Raw genomic sequence first — 24,083 nt, 5'->3', positions numbered from 1 at the left:
CGGGATTGAAATGCAATGTTATATCATTGCATTTCAATCCCGCGACAAGCCGAGGCTTTGTGAGGTGCGCGCGGAAAACAATAACGCTTCCAGACCGCATCATGATCCACCGCACACTCATCGCCCGCGCGGCGCTAGTCTCGTTCGCCATGATCACGGCCAGTCAGGCGCAGGCTGCCGACGCCGACGCCACACTCAACGGCACAGTGAAGGACACGACCGGCAAGCCGGTGGACCATGCCGCTGTCGTGCTCCAGGACGCGAGCGGCACTCAGGCAGGACAAACCACGACCGACGCGACTGGACACTTCGAACTCCTCCACATTGCCACGGGCACTTACGCGGTGACCGTCACGGCGCCCGGTTTCGCCGCCGCCTCGCAGATCGCGACCACGGCGCCGGCGAATCCAGCCAGCGTGGCCGTGGTTCTGAACAAGGGCGACACGCTCGACGTGCAGGTCAATGCCAGGCGGCTCAACGAGGCGCGCAACGGCCTGCTGCCGGAGACGGGCAGCAGCATCTACCGGATCACCCAGGCCGACATCCAGGCCATGCCGCAGGGCCAAAACACGCCGCTGAACCAGGTGCTGCTGCAGGCCCCCGGCGTCGCGGACGACTCATACGGCCAGGTCCACGTGCGGGGCGACCATGCCGACCTGCAATACCGGATCAACGGCATTCTGATTCCCGAGCCGATCAGCGGTTTCGGGCAATCGCTCGATACGCGCATCATCGACCAGCTCAATCTCCTGACCGGCGCGCTGCCGGCCGAATACGGCTACCGCACAGCCGGCATCGTGGATATCCGCACCAAATCGGGCGATCTCGGCAACGGCGGCTCGATCGATGTCTATGGCGGCAGTCACCAGACCATCCAGACGAGCGCCGATGTGTTCGGCAGCAAGGGCGATTTCAGCTACTACTTCAGCGGCTCGCTGGGCGAAAACAACCTGGGCATCGAGGCGCCCACCGCGTCGCCGAGCCCGATCCACGATCACACGCGCCAGGGCAATGCCTTCGGGTATATGTCGTACATCATCAACCCGCTCACGCGCGTAAGCGTGATGTTCGGCACGACGAGCAACCAGTTCGAGATCCCGAATACGCCCGGCCTCACGCCGAACTTCATGCTCGCCGGCGTGCCGACGTTCGATTCCGCCAACCTGAACGAAACCCAGTCGGAGTTGAACAACTTCGCGGTCGTCGCGCTGCAGGGGACAAACGGCGGGGCGCTCGACTATCAGGTTGCGCTTTTCACGCGCTATACGCGCACCCAGTTCAACCCGGACCCGGTCGGCGACCTGATCTTCAACGGCGTCGCCTCGCAGGACTTCCACAGCGATACCGCCAACGGCCTGCAGGCCGATACCACGTACCGGCTGAACGACCACCACACGCTGCGCGCCGGTGTGCTCTTTCAGCAGGAGCATGCGAACTTCTCGGACAACGTGACCGTTTTCCCTGCAGACGCCAATGGCAATCAGACCTCGGATGTGCCCTTTACGCTCTCAGATTCGAGCAGCAAGACGGGTTACCTGTACAGCGCGTATATCCAGGACGAGTGGAAGATCAGCGACAGGCTCACCCTGAACTACGGTCTGCGCTATGACGGCATGGACGAATACGTGCAGGCGAACCAGTTGAGTCCGCGCATTGGCGCGGTGTTCAAGCTGACGCCCACCACGACGTTTCATGCCGGCTACGCCCGCTACTTCACGCCGCCTTCGTTCGAGCTCGTATCCAGTTCCACCATCAGCCGCTTCAATGGCACGACCAATCAGCGCGAGGTCACGCAGAACGATCCGGTGCAGCCCGAGCGCGCCGATTACTTCGACCTTGGGGTGACCCAGCAAATCGGCGCGGATCTCACGCTGGGGCTGGACGCGTACTACAAGAAGGCGCACAACCTGCTGGACCTCGGCCAGTTTGGCGCGGCGCTCATCTATACGCCGTTCAACTACCAGTACGGGCGTGTTTATGGCGTCGAATTCACCGCCAACTACAAGCATGAAAACGTGTCGGCCTATCTGAACCTCGCCTACAGCCGTGCAATGGGCAAGAACGTCACTTCCGCCCAGTTCAATTTCGGCGCGGACGAACTGGCCTATATCAGCAACAACTGGGTATTCCTCGATCACGACCAGCGCGTGACGGCGTCGTTCGGCGGCGCCTATAACTGGCATCGCACCACCTTCACGATGGACGGCACGGCAGGCAGCGGCCTGCGCAACGGCTTCGCCAACACCGGCAAGATGCCCTTCTATGCGCAGATCAATCTGGCCGTCATCGAGCATTTCAACCTGCCCGTGGTCGGCAAGATGGATGGGCGTGTCGTGGTGATCAACGCATTCGGCAGAACTTATGCGCTGCGCGACGGTTCCGGCATTGGCGTGTTCGCGCCTCAGTACGGTCCCTACCGCGCGTTCTATGCAGGCCTGACCAAATACTTTTGACAGAACCAGATAACCGGGTGCTTCCATGCAAGACTGGACAGGAATCGTGCAAGCCGCGCGGGTTGGCGGATGGGTCGTTTATCCGCTCACGCTGCTCGCCATCGTTGCGCTCGTCATCATGCTCGATCGCGCGTGGGTGTTCTGGCGCTTCGCGGCCATTCCCGCCGCCCCGCAGCCGCAAGCCCATGCAGCGGACGAGCCCGATCGCACCGCTGCGCTACTGCGACTGCCCCCGCAGCACGCATTGCGCAGGCTGCTCGAACCGTTGATCGGTCACGCGGCAAAACCCGCATGGTGGATCGAAGCGAGGGCCGGCGCGCTCGCACTCGACGTGCAGCGCGACATGTCGAGAGGCCTGTGGGTGCTCGAAACGATCGTGACAGCCGCACCGCTGCTCGGCCTGCTGGGGACGATCGTCGGCATGATGCATGCGTTCCGGTTGCTCGGAAATAACGGCCTCGTCAATCCCGGCGGGGTGACCGGTGGCGTGGCGCAGGCGCTGGTGGCGACCGCCATCGGCCTCGTGATCGCACTGGTCTCGCTGTTCGCCTTCAACTATTTTTCGAGGCGCATCGACAGGCTCATGGACGAACTCGAAGCGATCGCGAGCACGTGGCTCAGCAACGTGAGACTCGCGCAGGAACACGAGGCGCAAAGGTCATGAAGCTGCGCCGTTCCCGGGCATCGAAGCGCGGTCGCATCGAGATCATTCCGATGATCGATGTGATGTTCTTCCTGCTCGCCACCTTCATGCTCGCGTCGCTCACGATGCAGCGGCTCGACGCGGTCAAACTCGATCTGCCGCGCGGCGCGGCGCAACCGCTTGCCGCGCAGCAGCCCCTCACGCTCAGCGTAAGCCGCGGCGGCCAGATCGCGGTGAACCGCCAGGACGTGCCGCTCGATGAAGTGGCGGGAACGGTAAAGCGGCAGCTCGCTGCCGATGGAAACGTGGTGGTGGCCGCGGACGCCGGCGCTCCGAACGGGCTGGTCGTGCAGGCCATGCTTCAGGCCCGTCTGGGCGGAGCCGGCCATTTCCTCATTGCGGTCCACCGTGACCAGCCGTAGCATCGCGCGCTTCGTCAGGCTGCTGGACGCACGCGGCCCGAGAGCCCTGGCCGGATGCGTCGTGGCGCTCGCGGTGTGGGCCGCATTCGTCAATATGTTCGTGGCCGGTCTTGCGGAAAATTCGCAACCCGCCCGTTCGTTGACGCTCGATGCGCGCGTGGTAGAAATCACAACGCCAGCGCCGCCCCAACCGCAGGCCGCAGTCGCACGCCCTGCGCCGAGCATCGCAGCGCCATCCCGCCCTGCACACGTGGCTCGGCCGATGAATCGGCCTGCGGCGCCGGCTCCCAGGCGCTTGACTGCGCATACCGAATCCCCGTTGCCGGCGCCTGTGCCCGCGCCGCCGGCCGCCACGACAGCCCATGCCAACGCCGAAAGCGCATCGGCTACCTCCGCCCCGTCTGGCGCCGCTTCCGCAGCGTCCGGCGATACCACCGCGCATCCGCTCATCCAGCCGTTGCCCGTGCTTCCCGATGATCTGCGCGAGTCTGCATATCGGGCCATCGCGCTAGCTCGCTTCACGATCCATCCCGACGGTTCGGTCGACGTCGCGCTCGTCAAACCCACCCAGAACCCGCGCCTGAACCAGTTGCTGCTGGAGACGCTTCGAAACTGGCATTTTTTCCCCGCAATGAAGCAAGGGCATCCGGTCGAAAGCGAGCAGGACATCCGCGTCCATTTCAATATCGAGTAAGGCCGGCAGCGCGGCTGCTGACATATACTCGTCGTGCCGCGCCGGAAAAAGCCTCGAGTGCCTCGACACTCGCGTCTGGTGCGGCCCCTTAAATCTGCCGCAAGAGTGACTACGTGATTTGAAATGAGCGATGGCGTGGAGTACGAACGGCTCGTCGATCTTCCGGGACTGGTTCTTGGCACTGGGCGTTTCAAGGCGTTCAATTTCGGCCGGCATTACCATCTTGACTATCACGTCGGGCTCGTGACCGAAGGGATTCAGCGCCAATGCGCGAACGGCGAGGCAGTACTGCTCGGGCCGGGTCGCATTTCCTTGATGCCGCCCGGCGAGATCCATGACGGCGCTGGAGAAAGCGGCAATGCGTATACGCTGAGGACCTTCAGGCTGTCCCGGGACCTGCTGCAAGACGTCACGACTGAGGTAACGGACTCGGCTCGCGAGCCCGATCTGAAAGCCATCATGATCGAGAATTCGACACTGGCTGCGCACTTGTTGCAGCTCCACGACGCGATGCGATCGTCGCCGGGTGCTTCCTCGCTATCCGTGCAGTCGGAATGGCTTTCCCTGCTGTATTGCCTGTTTAGCCAGTCGGGAGCCATCAAGCCGATGGCCATTCAAGGCACGCTCTCGCCCATGCACTGGCAACGGCTCAAAGACTATTGCCTGTTTCATCTGGCCGAGAAAATCACGCTCGATGAACTGGCTAGCTTGTGCGGCCTCGGGCGCTTTCATTTTTTGCGCCGCTTCAAGCAGACGGTTGGCATGACGCCACACGCCTGGCTGCTGCGTCTGCGACTGGAACAAGCGTGCACCTTGCTCGCACGCGGCAAGCAAACCATCGCCGAAGTCGCCCAGGGCGTCGGGTTTTACGATCAAAGCCATTTCAACAAGGCATTCCGTCACGCGTTTGGCGTGGCCCCGTCCGCCTACTGAGCCGATGGGCCTTCGCTCGCCGCGCGCGTCAATTTTTTACAAGCCAGACTCCCCCTTCCTCTTTAGGATCAGCAGAAGAACGGTTGGTCCGATCGCAAACCTGGAAGCCCATCGCAATGAATCTGCACTTTGAAACCCCTTTGGTGGAGTCGCGCGCCTTGAGCGTCCCTGGTGAACAATCCGTGTGGCTCAAGCTCGACGCCTTGCAGCCATGTGGATCGTTCAAGATCCGGGGCATCGGCCATGCTTGCTCTGTCCACCAAAGTCGTGGCGCGCAGCGTTTCGTTTCCTCGTCCGGGGGGAATGCGGGTCTTGCCGTGGCGTATGCGGGCCGGCGCCTGGGCGTTCCCGTACTAGTCGTGGTGCCGGAAACGACGACGGAACGCGCCAAGGAGTTGCTCCGCCTGGAAGCTGCCGAGGTCGTGGTGCACGGCAGTTCCTGGCAGGAGGCCAACCAGTTCGCGCAGACTTTGCTGGGCGCGACGGACGCGTTTCTGCATCCCTTCGACGATCCGCTGCTGTGGCACGGCCATGCCTCGATGATCGATGAAGTTGCCCAGGCCCGCTTCAAGCCGGATGCCGTCGTGCTTTCCGTCGGCGGCGGCGGTCTGCTTGCTGGCGTGGTGGAAGGCCTGCAGCGCAATCATTGGCACGACGTGCCGGTGTTGGCCGTCGAAACCGATGGCGCCGCTTCACTCCATGCCGCTATCGAGGCGGGTCACACGGTGGCGTTGCCGTGTATCTCCAGCGTCGCCACGTCACTCGGCGCCAAGCGCGTGTGCGAGCAGGCATTGCGCTGCGTGCACGAGCACCCTGTCCACAGCCTCGTCGTGTCGGACTCCAGCGCACTCGCTGCCTGCGAGCGTTTTCTCGCGGATCACCGCATTCTGGTCGAGCCGGCTTGCGGCGCAGCGCTGTCCGTCGCCTACGAGAGGCATCCGGCCTTGACCCGATACAGGAAGATTCTGGTTGTCGTATGCGGCGGCGCTACGGCCACCATCGACCAGATACGCGCGTGGGCTAGCGAGGCAGATAGCCGATGACCTTGTGCCCGCGACGGCGGAAACGATAGAATCTTCTCCGCCGAAAATAGAGTGGCAGGTTGGTATCTCCTGCGCCCAGTTGCTGGGTTCTAATTCCGCCGCGGCGTCAACCTTACTTTCACCAAGTTGAGGGGACGCGCTGTGGAGAAGACGCTGCGCATCCCTCAGTATGAGGAGTCTGCACAGATGCGCAGCAACACAAAAGACCCGTCAACCGGAGCAGGCGCGCTGTTCAGCGGTTTGACTTTCGACCGCGAAGCGCTGACCCGCCTGCTGCGAGAATGCGGCGACGAACCGACGTTCGAGCACTGCAGTTTCGACGGCGAAGATCTTTCGAATCTCGATCTCCGCGCCGCCCGATTCACACAGTGCAGCTTCGAGCACACCCTGCTCGAGCACTGCGAACTCTCGAGAAGCCGCTGGCTGGCGTGCAAGGGCGCAGCCGCGAGATTTCGCTACGCCAATCTGGGCGACGCGCGTTTCTACCGCAGTGATCTGAACAATACCGACTGGACAGGCTCGAAACTCGCGTCGGCGGCTTTTACCGAGGTGAAGCTCACGGGCGCCCGCTTTGTCGACGCCCGCACCCTGGGGCTCAGCTTTCACGATTCACTGCTGGTTGGCGCAGACCTGAAGGGGCTCTCCTTCCGGAAACAAACCCTCGAGGCACTGAACTTCACCGACGCGGATCTGTCCGATTGCGACTTTCGCGACGCCGTATTCGAAGGCGGCAGCCTGCGCAACGCACAGCTGCGCGACAGCCGCTTTGACGGTGCGGACCTACGCTCTGTAGACCTAAGCGGGTTTCGACTCTCCGATGTGCTGCAGCATCTCAAAGGCACGATACTCTCCGTCGATCAAGCCGTGATGCTGGTTGGAGACTGCGGCGTGCGCGTGGTGTAGTTCGGCGAGGGCCAGCACACGCTGGCCCTCGCTTGCGATCGCCGCGGCAACGCCAGCCGGGAACTCCCATTGCGCTACGAGGAAACGCAACTTACAGGAGCCCGACATGCACTGGCGTCATCTAGCGCCTGGTTCGCTCTTAGCCGCGGCATTCTCATTACCCATTGCGTGGGGCGCGAATGACGACCAGCACATGAATCGGCCGAACGACCTTCATACTGCCACCCCGATCAAGCACCTGGTCGTGATCTATGGCGAGAACGTCTCGTTCGATCACTACTTTGCAACCTATCCGCATGCGGCGAATCCCTCAGACGAACCGGCGTTCAACGCACTGCCCGGTACGCCCAGGGTCAATGGTCTCTCAGGGCCGCTCCTCTCCAGAAATCCGAATGCCACGAATCCGGCCAATGGCACGGGCGCAGCGAACCCGTACCGCATCGACCGTACGCAGGCGGCCACCGCCGACCAGGATCACGCCTATGCGGCAGAACAGCAAGCCTACGACAACGGCGCCGTCGACCTGTTCCCGAAGTACACGGGCAAAGGGCCGAACGACAGCGCCAGTGAGTCTGGAAGCCGTCGCCAGGTGATGGGCTATTACGACGGCAACACGGTCACTGCGCTGTGGAACTACGCGCAGCGCTTCGCGATGAGCGACAACGCATGGACATCGACCTATGGCCCCTCGACGCCGGGTGCCCTGGAGGTGGTCTCGGGTCAAACCAACGGCGTGAAGCCCGTGCGCACGACGAAACAGCCGTCGGCCCCGGGCTCCTACTACGTGAACGACGGACAGGGCGGCTTCACGCTGATCGACGACGTCGACCCTGCCTTCGACCAATGCTCGAGCCAGCGCGACACCGTCCTCATGACGGGCCGAAATATCGGCGACCTCCTGAATGCCCGCAATATCTCGTGGGGCGGCTTCATGGGCGGCTTCAATCTCTAGACCGTGAACAGCAACGGCACGACCGGGTGCAGGCGCAGCACGCTATCGGCAGTCGTCGGCTCGGCCACGGCGGACTACATCCCACACCACAACTGGTTCCAGTATTACGCGTCGACGTCGAACCCGAAGCATCTGCGCCCGAGTTCGATCGAGGCGATCGGGCATACGCTGGAAAGAGATGGCCGAACTCCGGACCCCGCCAATCATCAGTACGATTGCGACGACTTCTTTGCCGCGGTGAGCGCCGGGAACTTTCCGGCCGTGAGCTTTCTCAAGGCCCCCGCATACCAGGACGGTCATGCGGGCTATTCAGATCCGCTCGACGAACAGGTATTCATCACCCAGGTCGTCAACTTCCTGGAGCGCCAGCCGGACTGGACCAGCACCGCCATCGTCGTAACGTGGGATGACTCGGATGGCTGGTACGACCATGCGTACGCGTCGCCGACGAGCGCGTCATACGATTCGGTCGCCGACCGCCTGAACGGCCAGGGAAAGTGCGGTACCGGCCCGGCGCAGGATGGCTTGAACGGTAAGCCCGTGAACGGCCGCTGCGGCCCGGGCGCACGCATTCCGTTTCTCGTCATTTCGCCCTGGGCAAAGGAGAACTACGTCGACCATACGTTGATCGACCAGTCGTCGGTCGTTCGCTTCATCGAGGACAACTGGCTCGACGGAGAACGCATCGGCGGCGGATCGTTCGACAGCAAGGCCGGCAGCATCATGGGCATGTTCGATTTCAGCCGCCGCGACGAAGACCTCGCGCAGCGCAAGCTGTTTCTCGACCCGCCGACGGGGCTGCCAGTCGATCAGCCTGCGAAGGTCTGGCGCCAGGCAGCGCGGAATTCGGGAGGCATTCCGGTTTGGATTTCGGTTCAATGCAAGGGTAAACGATGCAGTGCGCGCCATTTCTACACTGCCTTCTTGTAGATATGTCAACGCATCTCCTCGCTTCGTTTCCTCAGTTTGCAGCCTCCTGATAATTCATATGGTTGATTTGAAATCCAAATCTGTCTCACCTACATGTGCTGGTCGCTACGCGGCCGCCCCGCAGCGCCGCCTGCGCTATGGCTGATTGTGGTTTCGGCCACGGCACGGGGTAAAAAATGTGGCGCTATGTATCGAACGAATAACGCCCTCGCCTTTACACAGACCGTTGCAAATTTTTCTGATGCTCGGGAGGGTACGAGTATTGCGTCACAAGCGAAGCGCGTTGCCGTGAACGCCGATTGCCAGGTGACACAAAGAGACCCAGACGGCTTTTGGAATTGCGCGACGCGATGCCAGACATTTGCATGAGCGGGGGCTCTTCTATGTCGAACCGACACGAGGCCTCTCCTGCCGAGACGGGGGAGGTTCTGGTACTGGTGGGCGCCGCCTTCGCTGTGCTTGGCGGCTGGCTCGTCGCAATGGGTTCCACGCCCTACTACGTCGTCACCGGCCTCGCGCTGATCGGCTCCGGTACCCTCATGGTGCGAAGCCGCCTGGCAGGCGTCTGGAGCGTCTTTTTCACGCTCGTCGCGGCACTCGTCTGGTCTATCTCCGAAGTCGGGCGCGACGGCTGGAAGCCCATGCCGCGCCTGCTGTTGCTCGCGTTGCTCGGCATCTGGTTCTACCTCAACATCGTCGTCGGCAATTCGGCGATCGCCCGTCCCGTTCGCGTCGTGGCGGGCGTCGCGGCAGTCGTCTACGCGCTCACGATCGTCGGCATGTTCTCGCCCAGAGTGCCCATGTCGGTTGCGCAACACCTTCGCTATGGACCGCTTTCTGCGCCCCACAACAGCAGCACGTCGTCCGATCAGGGCAACTAGCACTCGCCGACATTTTCGCGGTGAACGATTTGAGAAGTGATTTCGATTCAAACGACGAGCCCCTGATGCGCCCTTGCAGACTGCATCAGACGGGCGAGGCGAGGAACGCCAGTTGCTTGAAGGCAGGTCCGGGAGTCACAGAGGTAAGCCACCGTGCTCATACAATTTCCAGACGAAGATGCTTTCTACTACGCGAGTGGCACGATCCGGTATCGCGCCGTCGTCGACGGCACATGGGTCATGTGCGAAATATCGCCGGAGGCCCTTGAAGACTATTTCCGTGCGCGCTCCGGTCGCGCCGGCCTGTTGGCCGCCTTCGCAACACATAGAAAGGAGATCGAATCAATCACAAGACAAATTCTTCCCCATCGGATCTCCGCTGGACGCTGTCAGCTTTTCTCGCGAGACTGCCTGTACCGGCCAGGAAGGAGCGAAGCCGACACGAGGCCCAACAGGGAAATCATGGAAGTCGCGCGACGCGACGAGACAGCAATCACGAGCGCATGCCTACCCTCCGACATGGAGGCTCTCGAGGCGGGGAGTGCGTTGACGTGAGCATGCGCTCTGCGATGTTATTCCCTTGAATGCGAATGCCGCCGGGGCCTTGACGCACTGCAGTGTGATTAAAGGCACGCTATATGCGCAGGTTCGGGATTGCATCGCAGCAACTCGCCGCTGCGAATTGCTTTCACCGTGTGCGCTGGCTTGAAAAGAAAATGAATAATGCCTTGCGTATGTGGCGCGGAGGCGGTTGAGAATTCTGTTCGAGACCGCTCTTCTCACGAATTCATCAGCGGGATGGCCACAATAATGAACAGCTTCGATACCGTCATTCTGGGAGCCCTCACCCAACTCCAGCTTCCGCCCGAGGTCAATTACGCCATTGGGGTAATTGCCGACTTCTACACGTTCAAGGGCTATCTGTTGATCCCGTTGTTGTGGTGGATCTGGTTCCAGCCACACGAGCGGCGTGGCTGGCGCCGCGAGATCGTACTCGCCACGCTGGCGAGCGGACTGATTGCATTAGCGGTTGGGCGCCTCCTTGCGCACATTCTGCCGTACCGGGAAAGGCCGCTATTCACGCCGGACCTGCATCTGCATTTCGCCTCGTCACCGGTGCAGCTTGCCGGGCTGATGCACTGGAGTTCCTTTCCCAGCGATCACGCCATGCTGTGGACGGCAGTGGCGATGGGGATCTTCCTCGTCTGGCGAGGCATCGGCATTCTTGCGTTTCTGTCAGTCGCGGCATTCGTCTGCTTTCCGCGTGCGTACCTGGGTTATCACTACCCGACGGATCTGCTCGTCGGCGCCTTGATCGGCATCGTGATTACCTGGATCATGACGCGCAGAGCCGTGAGAAGACGCACGGTCAAGCCCTTCATGCGCTACGTCATGCGCTACCCCGGGCCGGTCGCGGCGGTCGGTTTTCTGCTCTGCTTCGAACTGGTCACGCAGTTCGACGATCTTCTACGGCTCGCCCATTCGGTACTGCATACGGCGACATGACTGATGCCGGCGTCGAATCCACGCCAATCCGGGCTGCGGGCTTTCCCGCCCACCGCCTTCGCGATGGTGATGGCAGCGGCTTTATTCGGACTGCTACGCGATGCGATCAGATCGGTCACGGGGAAATGACGACTCTGGAAGGGCACTACTGTGTATCACTACGCGCGTGCGTCGTGATCTGCACGAAATCGGCAACGATACGCCCTGCGCCGTAGTGTGCTTCCATCTGCTTCAACTGCTGCCCCACGGCCGCAAGGTAAGCCGAGCGAGACTCCGCAGCCGGACGCAGCCCTTCGAACAACGGCGCCGGCGTAATCAGCAAAACGATCATCTCCGTGCCGAACGGCTTGTCCACGAGCCAGTATCCCGATCCTCCGACCGTCGCCGAGAAGCCGGCCGGCGCCTGGTTGTCGCGCTCGACGTTGCTGGGAACGAGATGCACGACACTGCCGTCGAGCGCAAAATAGTCGACGTTGACGTATGACTCGTAATGCGGCGTGGTGATATCGACGATGAGCGGCATGCCCTGCGTCAGGCGAGCGTCGAGCGGCCGGGTATGGATCGTCGCGCCGCCGCCCGCCAGATGGTTGGCGCGCCAATACGGCGCGAACGCGCTCACGACTTCGCAGTTGTGGTTCTCGACCGCAGTCACATCGAGTTTCGCGGCCTGCCCGCCGGGCGTTTGCGCGAGCGCGTCATGAACGTGCGCCATGTTCTCGCCGGTATTGGCAAAGCCACGCACCTGGACCACGTGCTCGGGCAGCGAAGCCGCAAGCGCCGAGCACGGAATGCGCGCGAGCGTCGCGTTCAGCGCGGCGATCGACGCCGCGTCGGCCACCGGCGCGCTCGATGCCGGAGCCGCTGCAACCGCGCTCGCGGCTGGCACGCTCGCCACAACCGCCGCTGGCACTGCGGCAAGCACCGGCGAGGCCGGCGCCTCCGAGGCCGCCTTCATCGCACTGGCGGGCGACATAGCGACCATGGAGGGCGTTGCGCCCGTTTGCCCGTGCCCGGAAAGCACGCGATAGCCTAGCCATAGCCCCGCAGCGACGACGACCGCGCCCACGCCAATGGCGCCGACCCGCGCGCCCGGGAACGCCGGTGCATGCGTGAGCACGCCCATGCCTTCGAGAAACTGATTGACGCTCGCAGTGCGCGAGGCGCGGTCAAACGAAAGCGCCGCACTCAAGGTGCGCCATTGACCGCGATCGAGCCCAGGCGGCCGCTCGGCGCGCATCTTGTCGCTGCGTGCCTGGGTGGCCGATTTGCGGTTGAACGGATGCTTGCCGGCGAGCAGTTCGTAGGTCACACAGGCGAGCGCATAGACATCGTCGCGCGGGTCCGGTTCGCGATGCTCGAACATCTCCGGGCTCGCATAGGCGGGCGTGATGCCGCCGAGCGTCGCGGGATCGAACACGGTGACGTCGGGATCTTCTTCGGGCCGCTGGAACACGCGCGCAATGCCGAAGTCGATCACCTTCACCTCGCCGCCGTCGGTGAGGAAAACATTGGCGGGCTTGAAGTCGCAATGCACGAAGCCGCGCTCGTGCGCATAGGCCAGCGCCTGCCCCATCCCGGCAATGATGGGCCGCGCCTTTTCGAACGGCATACCCGCGAAACCGGGCGCGCGCAGCAGCTTGCTGAGCGGCTTGCCCGACAGATATTCCATCGTGAGGTAGACGAGCGGCCCGTCGCGGTCGAAGTCGTACACCGTGACGATATTGCGGTGCGCGAGCGTCTGCGCCTTGCGGGCCTCGCGCTGCAGTGCGATCAGCGAAGTCGGCTGGCCGCGGAACTGCACGTTCAGCACCTTGATCGCGATATAAGGTTTGCGGTCCGAAGCTTCCAGCTTGCGCAAATCGAGCGCCTTGTAGACGGTGCCCATGCCGCCCACACCCAGACATTCTTCGAGCACGAAGCGTCCGTTGAGCGTGTCGCCGATCCCCTTCACGTGTTCCGCATCGTCGCCCGTGGTGGCGGTACGCGCAGCGGCAAGCGCTTCGTGGATGCGAGTGGAGTCGTCCACGGCCGCCGCATTGTCCTCGCGATGTTCGATGCGGCGCAGGACCTCGGTATACACGGCATCGGGCAGCGGGTGGACGGTTTGCGTCGCGTCCACCGCTTCGCGCAGGCGCGCGCAATTGGCCGCGTCGACCGCGAGCACGTGGTCGATCTCGGCGAAGAACGCCTCGCGTGAGAGCGCCCCGCTCTGGAATGTCTGGATCAGCTGCGCAAGGCTCATCATTCGCATGCCTTCAACTCGGCTTCAGGATGGCCGAGGCGCTTTGGGTCACACGTTAACGGCGCACGATCGCGCCGCGTGTGGCTGCTGCCGCGATCCTCGTCGAGCCCGCGGCAACGCGGTCCCGTCATCGTTAAAGCATACAGAGTCGCCGCCGGATCTGCGCGCACCGTGATCTCAGCCGGCGCGCGCGCTTGCAACCATGCAACAAGGTCTGATGAGAGATTAATCTGCGGCAACGCACAGTGCAATCGGTGCCCGAACCAGGCCTTTGGCTCGCACGTGTTGCCACAGATCCAACGGCCTCGCCGCGCGCTGTTGGGCTTCCAGCATCAGCGTTTTCGCGCGCAGGCGCTGGCAGCGGTCCTCCCCGCACCCGGCGGCTTGCTGCAAAGCCCCGTCGCACAAGGCGTCGCGCGGTTCGTGAGGTGAGTGCGAAGGCGCTGGCACACCCTGTGCATTAAGAGGAGCGAGCCCGCAAGATACTGCAGCTCAATCGCCAACTACCCCGTACTGCCCTTCTGGAGAACTGTCATGAGCAAGCTGATGATCGCCGACCTGAGCGTCGCGCAAGAACTCGACCGCAAAGCAATGAGCGCCGTTCGCGGCGGCGGCGGCCTGAGCCTCTGGCCCGGCTACTACCCGGCGCCGTCGTTCAAGTACGACACGACGAACTTCAACGCCCAGCAGTTGATCGGCCAGACGAATACCATCGAGAACAACGTGGGCAACGACGTCGCCTTCGCGCAGAACATCCACGCGACGGTCAACCCGGTGCAGACGGCCCACAACACGATCAACTTCTGATCCTTCCGCCGGCGGCGCGGCCGCACGCTGCGTTCATGCGCGTGCCGCCCGCCCGGGTCCATCCGTCCTATTCATCAGCAACTGGAGGCTCATCATGAGTTCCCTCGTTATCCGCGAGCTGGCTCCCGGAACGGCGCTCGACCGCCGCGCCATGGCAGCCGTACGCGGCGGCAACGGCAGCTCCTACGGTGGCTACGGCCCGATCGCCAACATCACCGTCTCGCCCAACATCGTGCAGAACATCTCGCAGGTGCAGGTGGTCGACGTCGCCGCGCTCAACAATATCGGTTATATCGGCGCTGGCTTCGGGCCGCTGAATCTCAAGGTCAATCCCTCGCAATACGCGAACACCGGCGTGATGTTTTAGCCGCTGCCGCGAAGGGATCATACAGACGGCGCCGCGAGGCGCCGCCTGCTTGTTTACGTGCGCCGCGCGCCACCGCCTATACTCAAACGACTCCCCTCTAGCCCAATCCGCTCACGTGGAGCAGACCATGAGCATTATCGTCATCAAGGACCTTCCGGAAAGCGTGGAACTGGACAGGCAGGCCATGGCCGCGATCGTGGGCGGCGCCCGCGTCGCCTCGCAGCGCACGCTACTCGTGCCGCGGCCATTTATCGGCGTACGTGTGGAGATCGAAGGCTCGCCCGCGCAGCGGGGGCCGACAACCGTCCCCACGGCGCGGCCCCGCCCGACGCTGCTGCGCTGAATTCAGGCAGCGCGCGCGGTCATCGCCGGACGTGTGCTGGCAGGCGGAAATACGCACCACGTGCCATCGTCGTGGCGGAAGAAGAAGATTGCAATCGTGCGCGCGGGATGCACCGCTTCTACGCAGACATAGCGCTGCCGTTGCTCCTGCGTGCGGCTGAAACGCACCACACGGGCCGGCACGCGCGCGTTGGGTGCGAGCCACTTGTCGACGAGGGTGCGCAGCGAAGTTTCGGCGGAATTCATGATGGTCTCCGATGCAAGTGGCGATGCGTGTCGTAATGGTCTCGACTGGATCTGGCGTTCACACCGCCCGCGCGGCGTACGTTTGGCGGCTGGCCTGCACGCGGCGCGCGTGAATCAGCGCGCGCACCACGCGCAAGCCGGCCAGCGGATGGGCAATGCAGGTGCGGACCTGGTCGCTGCGGCCCTTGCCGTCCACGCACCAGGTGCAGAAGTGTTCGCAGTTGTTGCTGAGCAGGCGGTAGCGGTCTTCGCCGAGACGCGAGCGCGCACGCGCGACAGCTTCGCGGCCCACGAAGGCCGCGCACGGATGCGCGACGACGGCGACTTCGTAGCCGGCCGCGAAACGTTCGAGCGTGACCTCTTCGATCGGACCGCGATGCAGCGACACGCACAAGCCGGCGTAATGAACGACGCGCCCACCGCCGACATAGATGCCGTGATGGTTGTAGCCCGCGCGACGCGACACGAGATGCGCGCCGAGCGGCGGTTCGTCTGCGTGCATCGTCGGTTGGAGGTCGGGGCTCATGGCTGCATCCGTCTGGCTGGTTGCCGGCTTCCGGTGCTGCTCAACGGTTTGCCGGTTGCCAACTACCCTGCATCAGACATGCCAGGCGGCCGATCACGGTTGGATAAGGCGTAGCGGGAGAACGTAGGCGCTGGAGGCGCCAGTGTGTCGGCGACATGCCAACTCGAGCGCTTCGATTGTGTCGGCGCCGAGCCATCAGTTCGCCGCCAAACCGCCTCACGAAGCGCGCTGGCGTATGTGTCGGAGTCCTGATGACGACCGGCAACCAACGTGTTGGCGAGCGCACGACCATCGCACCGCGGCCGCACGAGACCCGGGCGCGCGCGGAACGCGCTGCGCGAACGCGATGTCATATGGGGCAAGCCTCACGTGGGAGATGGCGCGCGAGCGCCGCATTTCGCCGAAAAATGGCATGCTGCTTGCAAGGTATGGTCGGAACGCCGCGTGCCCGCGGCCATCATCTTGACGGAGACCTGTCATGACCTCGCTCGCCATCACCGACCTTCATCTGCAATGCGATCTCGACCGCAAGGCCATGTCGTTTATCCGGGGCGCAGGCGCGCCGTGGGTATTCGGCTGGATACAGCCCTACCAGCCCGCGCAGCCTTCGCCGTTCGGACCCGTCATCAACCTCTACCAGACCAACAACACGTTCTACGCGAATCAGGTCGTCAATCAGTACCAGACGCTCGACGTGACCAATTCGGCGTCGAACTCGAACGTTGCGGTAAACGTGGGCCAGAACGGCAGGAATAACGGACTCGTCGCGTAGCCTATGGAGGCTCGATCGTGACAGGCGGATTGTTATGGAGCTCGGCATCGCGCACTGACGTAGGCCGTGTGCGGGCGCTCAACGAGGATGCATGTCTCGATCAGCCCCAGCGGGGCTTGTGGGCAGTGGCCGACGGCATGGGCGGGCACACGGCGGGCGATCTGGCCAGCGGCATGATCGTGCGGGCGCTTGGGGCCATTGTCGTGCCCAACGCGCTCACCAGTTTCTCGGCCACGGCGCGCGGCACGCTGCAGACGGTGAACCACCAGTTGCGCGAAGAAGCGGCGCGGCGCGGGGTGCGCATGATCGGCAGCACCGTTGCCGTGCTGATGGCGAAGGGGCGTGAATTTGCCTGGTTATGGGCGGGCGACAGCCGCATCTATCTGTATCGCGATGCGCAGCTCGAAGCGCTCACGACGGACCATAGCTACGTGGCGGAGCTACAGGCGCAGGGGCATTTGAGCGCCGAAGCGGCGCGCCACCATCCATCGCAGCATTTGATAACACGGGCCGTCGGTGCGGCAGACTGGCTTGATCTTGACGAAGGCCGCATCGTCGTGCGCGACGGAGACCTCTTTTTGCTTTGCAGCGATGGGTTGAGTAATGAAGTGCAGGCGCCCGAGATGGTGCGGGCGCTCGAGGCTGGGGATTGCCAGCATGCCACTGATTTGCTCGTTGAGATGGCCTTGCAGGCCGGGGGGCGGGATAACATTACCGCTGTGGTCGTGAAGGTCGATGATCCGGTTGCGTCGGATCGGACGCTGGTTAATCCTGCTGTTGGGCGCTAACCGCGACAAAAAAGGCGCCCGCTGGGCCCGAGACTCAAGACCCCTTCTCGTGATTCACCTTCTCGGCATGCCGAAAATCCTTAGAATGAATCCCATGCTTCTTGAGCAGCATCTGCAAATGCGACCGATTCATATCACAGCGCCTCGCAAGCTCCGCCACGGTGCCCCCGGTCTCCTGCAACCCACGCTCGAGAAACGCCCTCTCGGCCTCATCGCTCGCAGCGCGCTTCGCATCGCTCAGTGACAGCGGCGCACCTGCCGCTTCAGCCTCCGCCACCCGCAAAGCCAGCGCAGCAGACTTGGGCCGAATATCATCGGGCAGATGCTCGATATCGGCCGTCTCACCCGCAAGGCACGAAAGCCGATACACGAGATTACGCAGTTCGCGAATATTCCCCGGATAAGCGTACGTAAGCAGAAAATCGCGCAGCTTGGGCGTAAGCTTCATAGGCCGCCGCTTGAGCTGCGCAGCAGCCTCGTCGCCGAAATAGGCAATCAAAAGCGGAATCTCGTCGTTGCGTTCGCGCAGCGCAGGCAGCGTGACATGAATCACGCTCAGCCGATAAAACAGATCCTCGCGAAACAGCCCCTGCGCGGCGAGTTCGCGCAAATTGCGGTTGGTCGCGGCAACGATGCGCGTGTCGACCCCGATAGGCTCATCGGAGCCCACCCGCTGGATCTCGTGCGATTCGAGCACGCGCAGCAGCTTCACCTGCCCCTGCAGCGGCAACTCGCCGATCTCGTCCAGAAAGATCGTCCCCGTATGCGCGCTTTCGAACTTCCCTTTGCGATCGCTCGACGCCCCCGTGAACGCCCCTCTGCGATGCCCGAACAGCTCCGATTCGAGCAGGTTCTCGGGTATCGCGCCACAATTCACCGAGATGTACGGTCGGTCGGCGCGCGCACCGTTGGCGTGGATCACCTTCGCCATCAACTCCTTGCCCGTACCGCTCTCGCCGTCGATCAGCACGGGCAGGTCGGTCGGCGCCGCCTTTTCTGCGATCTCCAGCGCGGCGAGCAGCTTCGGGTTATCGCCGAATATGCCTTCGAAGATGAAGCTGCGTTCGATCAGCGCCTCGCGCCGCCGGTGCGCGGTAGGCGTGAGGGGGTCCGGCCTCGCCAGCGCATCGAGCGCTTCGGGCGCCTCGGCCGCCGCCTCGACGAAGCGCTCCTTGCGCGAGAGTTGCATGACTTCCTCGCGCAGCGCGTTCGACTGGTTCAAGAGCTTTTCGATGTCGGTGCGTTCGAGCCGCGGCGCCCAGCGCAGCGTGGAGCGCAGGATCTCGATCTTCTCGAGCAGCCCGGCATACGAAACAACGGAGCTGCCGAATCCGTGCGGATCGAAGAGTTTCATGACGCCCCCAGCTGCTTTTGCACGAGCTGGTAATACATGCCCTTGCGCTCGACGAGTTCTTCGTGCCGCCCCTGCTCCACGATCGCCCCTTCGTAGAGCACGAGGATCTTGTCCGCCCGCATGATGGTGCTCAACCGGTGCGCGATGATCAGCGCCGTGCGGCCCTGCAGAATGTCGTGCATGTTCGAAAGGATGTTGCTCTCCGACTGCGTGTCGAGCGACGAGGTGGCTTCGTCGAACACGAGCAGGCGCGGGTCGTGATAGAGCGCACGCGCAATGCAAAGACGCTGGATCTGCCCGCCTGAAAGGCCCATGCCGCGCTCGCCCACCACCTGCTCGTAGCCGAGCGGCATCTTGCTGATAAACGCGTGCGCATCGGCCATGCGCGCCACTTCCTCCATGCGCCGCCAGTCCGGCGTGGCATCGCCGCATGCGATGTTCTCTGCAATCGTGCCGGAGAACACGAGGTTCGTCTGCATCACGTAGCCTACCTGGGCGCGAAAGTATGCGTGGTCGATCGCGCTCATGTCGTAGCCGTCCACGTTGATCTTGCCTTCGGTCGGCGCGTAGAAGCCCACCAGCAGTTTCGCGAGCGTCGTCTTGCCGGAACCGCTGCGCCCCACGATCGCCACCATCTGGCCGCGCCCCACCGAAAAGCTGATGTTTTCCAGCACATACGGCGTTTCGTTGCCGCCATAGCGGAAATACACGCCGTCGAATTCGATGTCGCCCTGCAGGTCGGGAAGCAGTACGCGCGAACCGAGGTCGGCGGGCTTTTGCTCGGGCTCGATGTCGAGCACGTCGCCCAGCCGCTCCATCGCGACAGCCGCGTCGTTCATGAGGCTCCAGAGCCCGACGAGCCCCATGAGCGGCGCGAGCACGCTGCCCATGAACGCATTGAACGCAATCAGTTGCCCGATGCTCAACTCCTGATCGAGCACGAGCGTGGCGCCCGCCCAGAGAATCACGATCGTGGTCGCGGCGTTGAGCAACTGGCTGCCGAGTCCAACCAGAATATGGAACGCCTGCGCATGATATTGCACTTCGAGCGACTTCGCGTACTTGCGCTCCCACTTCAGGCGCACCGCTCTTTCGATCCCCATACCCTTCACGGTTTCGACGCCGCCGAGCGTCTCCATCAGCATCGAGCGCGCGTCGGTGGACACGGCAAAGACTTCGCGCGCGTAGCGCTTGATGCGCGGCGTCGCAATGGCGGTGAGCGCCATGATGGGAATCACGAACGCGATCAGCAGCAGCGTCAGCTTCACGTTGTAGAGGAACATGATCGTGAAGTAGATGAAAATCATCAGCAGGTTGAGCGCCGTGGTCACCGTCGATTCGGTCAGGAACGCGCGTATCGTCTGGTTCTCCTGAAAGCGCGCGAAAATGTCGCCTGTTTTGCGGCGCGCGAAGAACGAGAACGGCAGCGACATGGTGTGCTTGAAGAACTGCGACATCATCGCGAAGTCGAGACTGCGCACCATGAAATTCGACAGATGCGCGCGTATCGTCGTCATGAGCTGCGTAAACACGTGCGAAATAATCAGCCCCACAATCAGGAGATGCAGCAGGCTCACGTTCTGGTGGACGATCACGCTGTCGAGAATGTTCTGGATAATGAGCGGCGGCACCACGCCCAGCAGCTGGATCACGAAGGTGGCGAGAAACAGGTGCGCGAGTATTTTCCGGTAGGGCAGCAGATAGCCGATGAAGCGCACCCATGGCGAGCGCGTCGCCGCCTGCGCGCCCGTGGTCTCGACCTCGGTGAACAGCAGGCACGTGCCGTTCCAGCCGCGCTCGAACGCTTCGACGCTCAGCTTGCGAAAGCCGAGCGCCGGGTCGGCCACCCTCACCCACTGCTTCGACACGCCGTACACGACGATATAGTGGTAGCCCTCCCAGTGCGCGATGAAGGGCAACTCGAACCCTTGCAGCGCCTCGAACGTGCACTGCACGCCGCGCGTGGTAAAACCGAGCGCCTCGCCGGTGCGCGCGAGACTGTCCAGCGTCGCGCCCTGCGTCGTCACGTTCGCGAGGTCGCGCAGCTTGCCGAGCGTCATGGGAATGCCGTAATGCCGGCAGATCATGGCGAGGCACGCCGCACCGCAATCCATCTCCTCGGCCTGCTCGACCAGCACGAAGCGCTTGACCACGCGTTCGCTGAATGCAGCATCCGCCCCGCTGTCCACGGCAACGGGCCGGCTGCGGCGCTCGGCGAGCTTCTTCTGCCGCTGCAATTCGCGCTCGTTGAAGCGCACGCGCTCTTCCAGCACCTCGCGCAGCTTCGGGTTGCGCTCCAGCATGAAATGCACGGTCTTCTCGGGAATCACCAGCAGCCGCACATCGGTGACCGCCGTGACGCTCGCGGGCTGATCCTGGCGCAGCAGGCACGCGCGTTCGCCGAAGATCTCCCCCGCGCCGAGCTTCGCGATCTGATAGACGCTGCCTTCTTCCTCGCGCGCGATACTGACCTCGCCCTGCCGCACGACATACAGGCGCGTGTCGCCACCGGCGCCTTGATGGATGATCTCCTTGCCCGCGCTCACGCGCTTGACACCCACGCTCGACACATACTCTTCCAGTTCGGCGCGCGAGAGCTTGCCACGCAGGTCGAACAGCCGCGTGACGAAGCCGCCCGCGGAGCTGATCGCCACATAGCTCGTCACGAACGACTGCGCGGCCGGATTCGCGGCCAGCAGCGGTTCGAGCGCCGCGCGGGGAATGCAAAGCACCTCGGTCTTCGCGGAGGCGCGCACCGACACTTCGTGCCAGTAATCGCGCAGCATGGCGATTTCGCCGAACACTTCGCGTTCCTTGCGCACGCCGAGACTCATTTCCTTGCCGCGCTCTTCGGCGATGAGCCGCACGGAGCCCGAGCGGATCACATAGAGTCCGGCGGCGGGCTCGCCGCGCTTGCACAGCGTGTCGCCGAACGCGTAGCTCTGCGTTTCGACCTGCGCGGCGAGACGGTCGAGTTCTTCGCGCGAAAAGAGCGAGAGCGGTTCGACCGATGCGAGAAAATCCACCAGCGACGGCGCGCTGGCCGGTAGGGGCGCCTGGGTGTCCATCTGCGTGGCTCTGCGCGCTCAGTGCGCGTCGATGATATGTTCTTGCGCGCGCTCCGCGAGCCACTCTTCGCGCAAGAGCCGCCGCACCTCGGAAGAAACGTCCGCTTCGAGCGACGCCGGGTGCTTTGCCGTCACGCAGAAGATTTCGAAGAACGAGCCGTCCGGCGCGGGAAACGGGCCGAGCAGGTCGCCGACCTGCGCATTGAACACCTTCGCCTCGATGTCCGTCTTCAACGACCCGCGCAGCACCTTGCCGATCACGCCGCCGCGCTCGCTGGTATCGGCGATCGAATGCTCGCGCGCCATTTCGCCGAACGCCTGCGGCTCGTCCTCCAGGATCGACATCACCTCGCGCGCCTTGCCTTCGGAGTCCACCACGATGTGGCTCACTTCGATGCTGTCGAATTTCGGCGAATTGAGCTTGAAATAGCTTTCGACCGCCTCGTCGTTGCAGATCAGGCTGAAGGTCTTCTCCTGATAGAGCGTATCGGTGATGAAGTGCTCGAATTCGTCGAGGCTGATACCGAACACGTCCAGGTAGCGATTCATGTCCGCCGCGCGGTGCAGCCCGCGTACGCGGCGAAACTGGTCCGCGCGTTGCTGGATTTCGTCGGGCTCCACCTTCACGCCCATCTTTTTCGCGGCGATGACCGTGAGGCGGTCGCGCACCTGCTGTTCGACCAGGCTCTCGAACTGCCCCGTGAGTTTCAGCACGCGGATGAAATCTTCCGTGCCGATCGCTTCATCGTCGATCCGTACGATTGTCGTCATTGCGTTCCCCTGATTTCCGATTCCCGAATACTGAACTGGTTAGCGCCTTCAGCCTGCGACCTGGCGGAATGGGTCCAGCGCGAAGTCGATCAGGCGCCGCTCGCGCACCACGATTTCGGCGGTCGCCGTCATGCCGTAGCGCAACGGATAGGTCGCGCCGCCAATCGAAAAATGATCGCGCGCGAGACGCACGCGCCCTTCGTAAACCGGCTCCTTCGTCTGCGCCTGCGGCTTCGTGGTCGGCGAAATATACTCGAGCGTGCCGTCCACCACGCCATAGCGCTGGTACGGAAACGCGTTGAATTTCAGCTTGACGGCCAAGCCCTCGTGCAGGAACGCGCGGTCCTGCTCCGCAATCGCCACCTTCACGACCGGGCGCGCGTTGGCCGGCGCAATGCCCCCTAGCGGCGTGTTCGCCTGGATCTTGTCGCCGGGCTGCGTCGTCGTCACGTCGGTAATCACGCCCGAGACCGGCGCGAGCACGAGCAGGAAGTTGTCCTTGTCGATGTTCTCGAAGCGGATGCGCGCCGCGGCGTCGGCGGCAAGGCGCGCGGTTTGCACCTGCAGGCGCAGCTTGTCCTCGGTATTGGCGATTTCGCGCTCTGTCGCGTCGTATTCGATGCGCAGCGACGTGAGCTGCCCGGCGCTGCCTTCGAGCTGCGCCTTCGCCTGGGCGAACTCGTGGCTCGTTTGCGCCTGCAATTCGCTGAGCCGCGCCTGGGCGATCCGGTAGTTGTTATCGGCCTGCAGGAACGCGCTGCGTTTTTCCTCGACCTGGCTTTGCGAGACCCCGCCGCCGCCGGGCAGCGCGAACAGCCGCTCGTACTTGTCCTGGTCTTCCTTCGCGAGGTCGCGCACGTGGCGCGCGTTGTCGATATTGCCGCGCGCTTCGTCGAGCTGGGCATTCTCGGCCTGCTGGAGCTTGCTCGTGCCCTCCGCCACGCGCGTTTCGTGCAGATGCGTTTCAACGTCCATCTGCGCCTTGAGCGCCTCGGCCTTGCGCTCCATGAGCGCCTTCTTCTCGGGGAACTCCTTCCAGTCGCGCTCGGCGTCGTCGAGCTTCAGGCGCGCGTCGAGCGCGTTGGTCGCCGCCTGGATCGCGCCGCGCGCGTTGATGCGGCCGATCACGTCGTCCTTCTCCACGGGCTGACCTTCGGCGATGTAGATGTCCACGAGTTCCCCATCCACGGGCGCGTAGATGCGGCGCACCTCGGATTCCGGGGCCAGCGCCCCCGGCGCACTCACGATGACGTCGGCGCGGCCGACGAACGACCACAGGAGGCCGCACACCACGAGTGCCACCATCGTGATGATCGTGGCTTCGATGAGGCGCCACGGACGCGCCGTGAGGATCGCCACGCCTTCCTCGCTGTGGTCGCCCAGCGCCTCGCCAAGCGGCCGCGGCGGTTCGGCCGCGGCACGCCCCCCATGCATGCCGAA

Annotated in this window: 22 protein-coding genes and 1 pseudogene; 16 read left to right on the top strand and 7 right to left on the bottom strand. The window is 63.3% G+C overall.

Annotated elements, in window-relative coordinates:
- Nucleotides 1-101: 101 nt before the first annotated feature.
- From AB4Y42_RS16980 to AB4Y42_RS16930, 11 genes and pseudogenes are all read left to right on the top strand, one after another.
- Nucleotides 102-2,453: a TonB-dependent receptor gene (locus AB4Y42_RS16980; RefSeq protein ID WP_368694789.1), complete on the top strand. Its 2,352-nt coding sequence runs from the start codon at nucleotides 102-104 to the stop codon at nucleotides 2,451-2,453.
- A 25-nt stretch (nucleotides 2,454-2,478) separates the two neighbouring features.
- Nucleotides 2,479-3,117: a MotA/TolQ/ExbB proton channel family protein gene (locus AB4Y42_RS16975; protein WP_368688017.1), complete on the top strand. Its 639-nt coding sequence runs from the start codon at nucleotides 2,479-2,481 to the stop codon at nucleotides 3,115-3,117.
- On the top strand, nucleotides 3,114-3,518 hold the full coding sequence (locus tag AB4Y42_RS16970; protein ID WP_368688018.1) for an ExbD/TolR family protein: 405 nt from the start codon (nucleotides 3,114-3,116) through the stop codon (nucleotides 3,516-3,518). The genes AB4Y42_RS16975 and AB4Y42_RS16970 overlap by 4 nt, the downstream gene beginning before the upstream one ends.
- 61 nt (nucleotides 3,519-3,579) lie before the next feature.
- A complete protein-coding gene (locus AB4Y42_RS16965; protein WP_368694788.1) occupies nucleotides 3,580-4,212 on the top strand; it encodes an energy transducer TonB in 633 nt (210 codons plus the stop codon).
- Nucleotides 4,213-4,335: 123 nt separating this feature from the next.
- Nucleotides 4,336-5,145: an AraC family transcriptional regulator gene (locus AB4Y42_RS16960; RefSeq protein ID WP_368694787.1), complete on the top strand. Its 810-nt coding sequence runs from the start codon at nucleotides 4,336-4,338 to the stop codon at nucleotides 5,143-5,145.
- 116 nt (nucleotides 5,146-5,261) lie between these two features.
- Nucleotides 5,262-6,188 (top strand): pyridoxal-phosphate dependent enzyme, encoded by a 927-nt coding sequence (locus AB4Y42_RS16955; RefSeq protein ID WP_368688021.1) that lies wholly within the window; start codon nucleotides 5,262-5,264, stop codon nucleotides 6,186-6,188.
- A 141-nt stretch (nucleotides 6,189-6,329) separates the two neighbouring features.
- Nucleotides 6,330-7,091, top strand: a complete 762-nt coding sequence (locus tag AB4Y42_RS16950; protein ID WP_368688022.1) for a pentapeptide repeat-containing protein — start codon at nucleotides 6,330-6,332, stop codon at nucleotides 7,089-7,091.
- Between the two features lie 193 nt (nucleotides 7,092-7,284).
- Nucleotides 7,285-8,787: pseudogene (locus AB4Y42_RS16945) on the top strand (phospholipase C); the annotation flags it as partial.
- A gap of 569 nt (nucleotides 8,788-9,356) precedes the next feature.
- A complete protein-coding gene (locus AB4Y42_RS16940) occupies nucleotides 9,357-9,854 on the top strand; it encodes a hypothetical protein (protein WP_368688023.1) in 498 nt (165 codons plus the stop codon).
- A gap of 153 nt (nucleotides 9,855-10,007) precedes the next feature.
- A complete protein-coding gene (locus AB4Y42_RS16935) occupies nucleotides 10,008-10,409 on the top strand; it encodes a DUF1488 family protein (protein WP_368694786.1) in 402 nt (133 codons plus the stop codon).
- Nucleotides 10,410-10,664: 255 nt separating this feature from the next.
- Nucleotides 10,665-11,360 (top strand): phosphatase PAP2 family protein, encoded by a 696-nt coding sequence (locus AB4Y42_RS16930; RefSeq protein ID WP_368688025.1) that lies wholly within the window; start codon nucleotides 10,665-10,667, stop codon nucleotides 11,358-11,360.
- A 145-nt stretch (nucleotides 11,361-11,505) separates the two neighbouring features.
- Here AB4Y42_RS16930 and AB4Y42_RS16925 read toward each other — a convergent pair whose 3' ends face one another.
- Nucleotides 11,506-13,605, bottom strand: a complete 2,100-nt coding sequence (locus tag AB4Y42_RS16925; protein WP_368694785.1) for a protein kinase — start codon at nucleotides 13,603-13,605, stop codon at nucleotides 11,506-11,508.
- A gap of 531 nt (nucleotides 13,606-14,136) precedes the next feature.
- Here AB4Y42_RS16925 and AB4Y42_RS16920 point away from each other — a divergent pair.
- The 3 genes from AB4Y42_RS16920 to AB4Y42_RS16910 all read left to right on the top strand — a co-directional run bounded on the left by AB4Y42_RS16920 (nucleotide 14,137) and on the right by AB4Y42_RS16910 (nucleotide 15,119).
- Nucleotides 14,137-14,409, top strand: coding sequence for a hypothetical protein (locus tag AB4Y42_RS16920; protein WP_028204749.1), 273 nt, complete (start codon nucleotides 14,137-14,139; stop codon nucleotides 14,407-14,409).
- A gap of 94 nt (nucleotides 14,410-14,503) precedes the next feature.
- Entirely contained in the window at nucleotides 14,504-14,776 is a 273-nt protein-coding gene (locus tag AB4Y42_RS16915; protein WP_368688026.1) for a hypothetical protein, read from the top strand.
- Between the two features lie 127 nt (nucleotides 14,777-14,903).
- Nucleotides 14,904-15,119: a hypothetical protein gene (locus tag AB4Y42_RS16910; RefSeq protein ID WP_368694784.1), complete on the top strand. Its 216-nt coding sequence runs from the start codon at nucleotides 14,904-14,906 to the stop codon at nucleotides 15,117-15,119.
- 2 nt (nucleotides 15,120-15,121) lie between these two features.
- Here AB4Y42_RS16910 and AB4Y42_RS16905 read toward each other — a convergent pair whose 3' ends face one another.
- Both AB4Y42_RS16905 and AB4Y42_RS16900 read right to left on the bottom strand, forming a co-directional pair.
- The gene (locus tag AB4Y42_RS16905; protein WP_368694783.1) at nucleotides 15,122-15,364 is read right to left on the bottom strand and encodes a hypothetical protein; all 243 of its coding nucleotides are present in this window, start codon (nucleotides 15,362-15,364) and stop codon (nucleotides 15,122-15,124) included.
- A 58-nt stretch (nucleotides 15,365-15,422) separates the two neighbouring features.
- A complete protein-coding gene (locus AB4Y42_RS16900) occupies nucleotides 15,423-15,890 on the bottom strand; it encodes a lecithin retinol acyltransferase family protein (RefSeq protein ID WP_368688029.1) in 468 nt (155 codons plus the stop codon).
- 478 nt (nucleotides 15,891-16,368) lie between these two features.
- Here AB4Y42_RS16900 and AB4Y42_RS16895 point away from each other — a divergent pair, with 478 nt between their 5' ends.
- Together AB4Y42_RS16895 and AB4Y42_RS16890 are read left to right on the top strand one after the other, a co-directional pair.
- On the top strand, nucleotides 16,369-16,662 hold the full coding sequence (locus AB4Y42_RS16895; protein ID WP_368688030.1) for a hypothetical protein: 294 nt from the start codon (nucleotides 16,369-16,371) through the stop codon (nucleotides 16,660-16,662).
- Between the two features lie 17 nt (nucleotides 16,663-16,679).
- Nucleotides 16,680-17,450, top strand: a complete 771-nt coding sequence (locus AB4Y42_RS16890; RefSeq protein ID WP_342923256.1) for a protein phosphatase 2C domain-containing protein — start codon at nucleotides 16,680-16,682, stop codon at nucleotides 17,448-17,450.
- Between the two features lie 34 nt (nucleotides 17,451-17,484).
- Here the strand turns inward: AB4Y42_RS16890 and AB4Y42_RS16885 are convergent, their stop codons facing one another.
- Genes AB4Y42_RS16885 through AB4Y42_RS16870 form a run of 4 tightly spaced genes read right to left on the bottom strand, consistent with a single transcriptional unit; the run spans nucleotide 17,485 to nucleotide 24,077 of the window.
- Nucleotides 17,485-18,804, bottom strand: a complete 1,320-nt coding sequence (locus tag AB4Y42_RS16885) for a sigma-54 interaction domain-containing protein (RefSeq protein WP_368688031.1) — start codon at nucleotides 18,802-18,804, stop codon at nucleotides 17,485-17,487.
- The gene (locus AB4Y42_RS16880) at nucleotides 18,801-21,872 is read right to left on the bottom strand and encodes a peptidase domain-containing ABC transporter (protein WP_368688032.1); all 3,072 of its coding nucleotides are present in this window, start codon (nucleotides 21,870-21,872) and stop codon (nucleotides 18,801-18,803) included. The genes AB4Y42_RS16885 and AB4Y42_RS16880 overlap by 4 nt, the downstream gene beginning before the upstream one ends.
- Nucleotides 21,873-21,890: 18 nt before the next feature.
- Nucleotides 21,891-22,643 carry a peptidylprolyl isomerase gene (locus AB4Y42_RS16875; RefSeq protein ID WP_324146608.1) on the bottom strand — a complete coding sequence of 251 codons (753 nt, stop codon included), beginning with the start codon at nucleotides 22,641-22,643 and terminating at the stop codon, nucleotides 21,891-21,893.
- A gap of 48 nt (nucleotides 22,644-22,691) precedes the next feature.
- Complete coding sequence (locus AB4Y42_RS16870; protein WP_368688095.1) at nucleotides 22,692-24,077, bottom strand: HlyD family efflux transporter periplasmic adaptor subunit; 1,386 nt, start codon at nucleotides 24,075-24,077, stop codon at nucleotides 22,692-22,694.
- Nucleotides 24,078-24,083 lie beyond the last annotated feature (6 nt).

Source organism: Paraburkholderia sp. EG286B, from assembly GCF_040965655.1.
GTDB lineage: Bacteria > Pseudomonadota > Gammaproteobacteria > Burkholderiales > Burkholderiaceae > Paraburkholderia.
Note: the sequence above shows the minus strand (reverse complement) of the source record. Positions and strands in the feature narration are given on the sequence as shown.

Excerpts from the sequence above, each read along its gene's own strand:
- AB4Y42_RS16885 (WP_368688031.1), bottom strand. The coding sequence starts at position 18,804 with ATGAAACTCTTCGATCCGCACGGATTCGGCAGCTCCGTTGTTTCGTAT.
- AB4Y42_RS16915 (WP_368688026.1), top strand. The coding sequence starts at position 14,504 with ATGAGTTCCCTCGTTATCCGCGAGCTGGCTCCCGGAACGGCGCTCGAC.
- AB4Y42_RS16905 (WP_368694783.1), bottom strand. The coding sequence starts at position 15,364 with ATGAATTCCGCCGAAACTTCGCTGCGCACCCTCGTCGACAAGTGGCTC.
- AB4Y42_RS16895 (WP_368688030.1), top strand. The coding sequence starts at position 16,369 with ATGACCTCGCTCGCCATCACCGACCTTCATCTGCAATGCGATCTCGAC.
- AB4Y42_RS16875 (WP_324146608.1), bottom strand. The coding sequence starts at position 22,643 with ATGACGACAATCGTACGGATCGACGATGAAGCGATCGGCACGGAAGAT.
- AB4Y42_RS16925 (WP_368694785.1), bottom strand. The coding sequence starts at position 13,605 with ATGATGAGCCTTGCGCAGCTGATCCAGACATTCCAGAGCGGGGCGCTC.
- AB4Y42_RS16910 (WP_368694784.1), top strand. The coding sequence starts at position 14,904 with ATGAGCATTATCGTCATCAAGGACCTTCCGGAAAGCGTGGAACTGGAC.
- AB4Y42_RS16930 (WP_368688025.1), top strand. The coding sequence starts at position 10,665 with ATGAACAGCTTCGATACCGTCATTCTGGGAGCCCTCACCCAACTCCAG.
- AB4Y42_RS16920 (WP_028204749.1), top strand. The coding sequence starts at position 14,137 with ATGAGCAAGCTGATGATCGCCGACCTGAGCGTCGCGCAAGAACTCGAC.
- AB4Y42_RS16940 (WP_368688023.1), top strand. The coding sequence starts at position 9,357 with ATGTCGAACCGACACGAGGCCTCTCCTGCCGAGACGGGGGAGGTTCTG.
- AB4Y42_RS16870 (WP_368688095.1), bottom strand. The coding sequence starts at position 24,077 with ATGCATGGGGGGCGTGCCGCGGCCGAACCGCCGCGGCCGCTTGGCGAG.
- AB4Y42_RS16980 (WP_368694789.1), top strand. The coding sequence starts at position 102 with ATGATCCACCGCACACTCATCGCCCGCGCGGCGCTAGTCTCGTTCGCC.
- AB4Y42_RS16880 (WP_368688032.1), bottom strand. The coding sequence starts at position 21,872 with ATGGACACCCAGGCGCCCCTACCGGCCAGCGCGCCGTCGCTGGTGGAT.
- AB4Y42_RS16960 (WP_368694787.1), top strand. The coding sequence starts at position 4,336 with ATGAGCGATGGCGTGGAGTACGAACGGCTCGTCGATCTTCCGGGACTG.
- AB4Y42_RS16900 (WP_368688029.1), bottom strand. The coding sequence starts at position 15,890 with ATGAGCCCCGACCTCCAACCGACGATGCACGCAGACGAACCGCCGCTC.
- AB4Y42_RS16955 (WP_368688021.1), top strand. The coding sequence starts at position 5,262 with ATGAATCTGCACTTTGAAACCCCTTTGGTGGAGTCGCGCGCCTTGAGC.
- AB4Y42_RS16970 (WP_368688018.1), top strand. The coding sequence starts at position 3,114 with ATGAAGCTGCGCCGTTCCCGGGCATCGAAGCGCGGTCGCATCGAGATC.
- AB4Y42_RS16975 (WP_368688017.1), top strand. The coding sequence starts at position 2,479 with ATGCAAGACTGGACAGGAATCGTGCAAGCCGCGCGGGTTGGCGGATGG.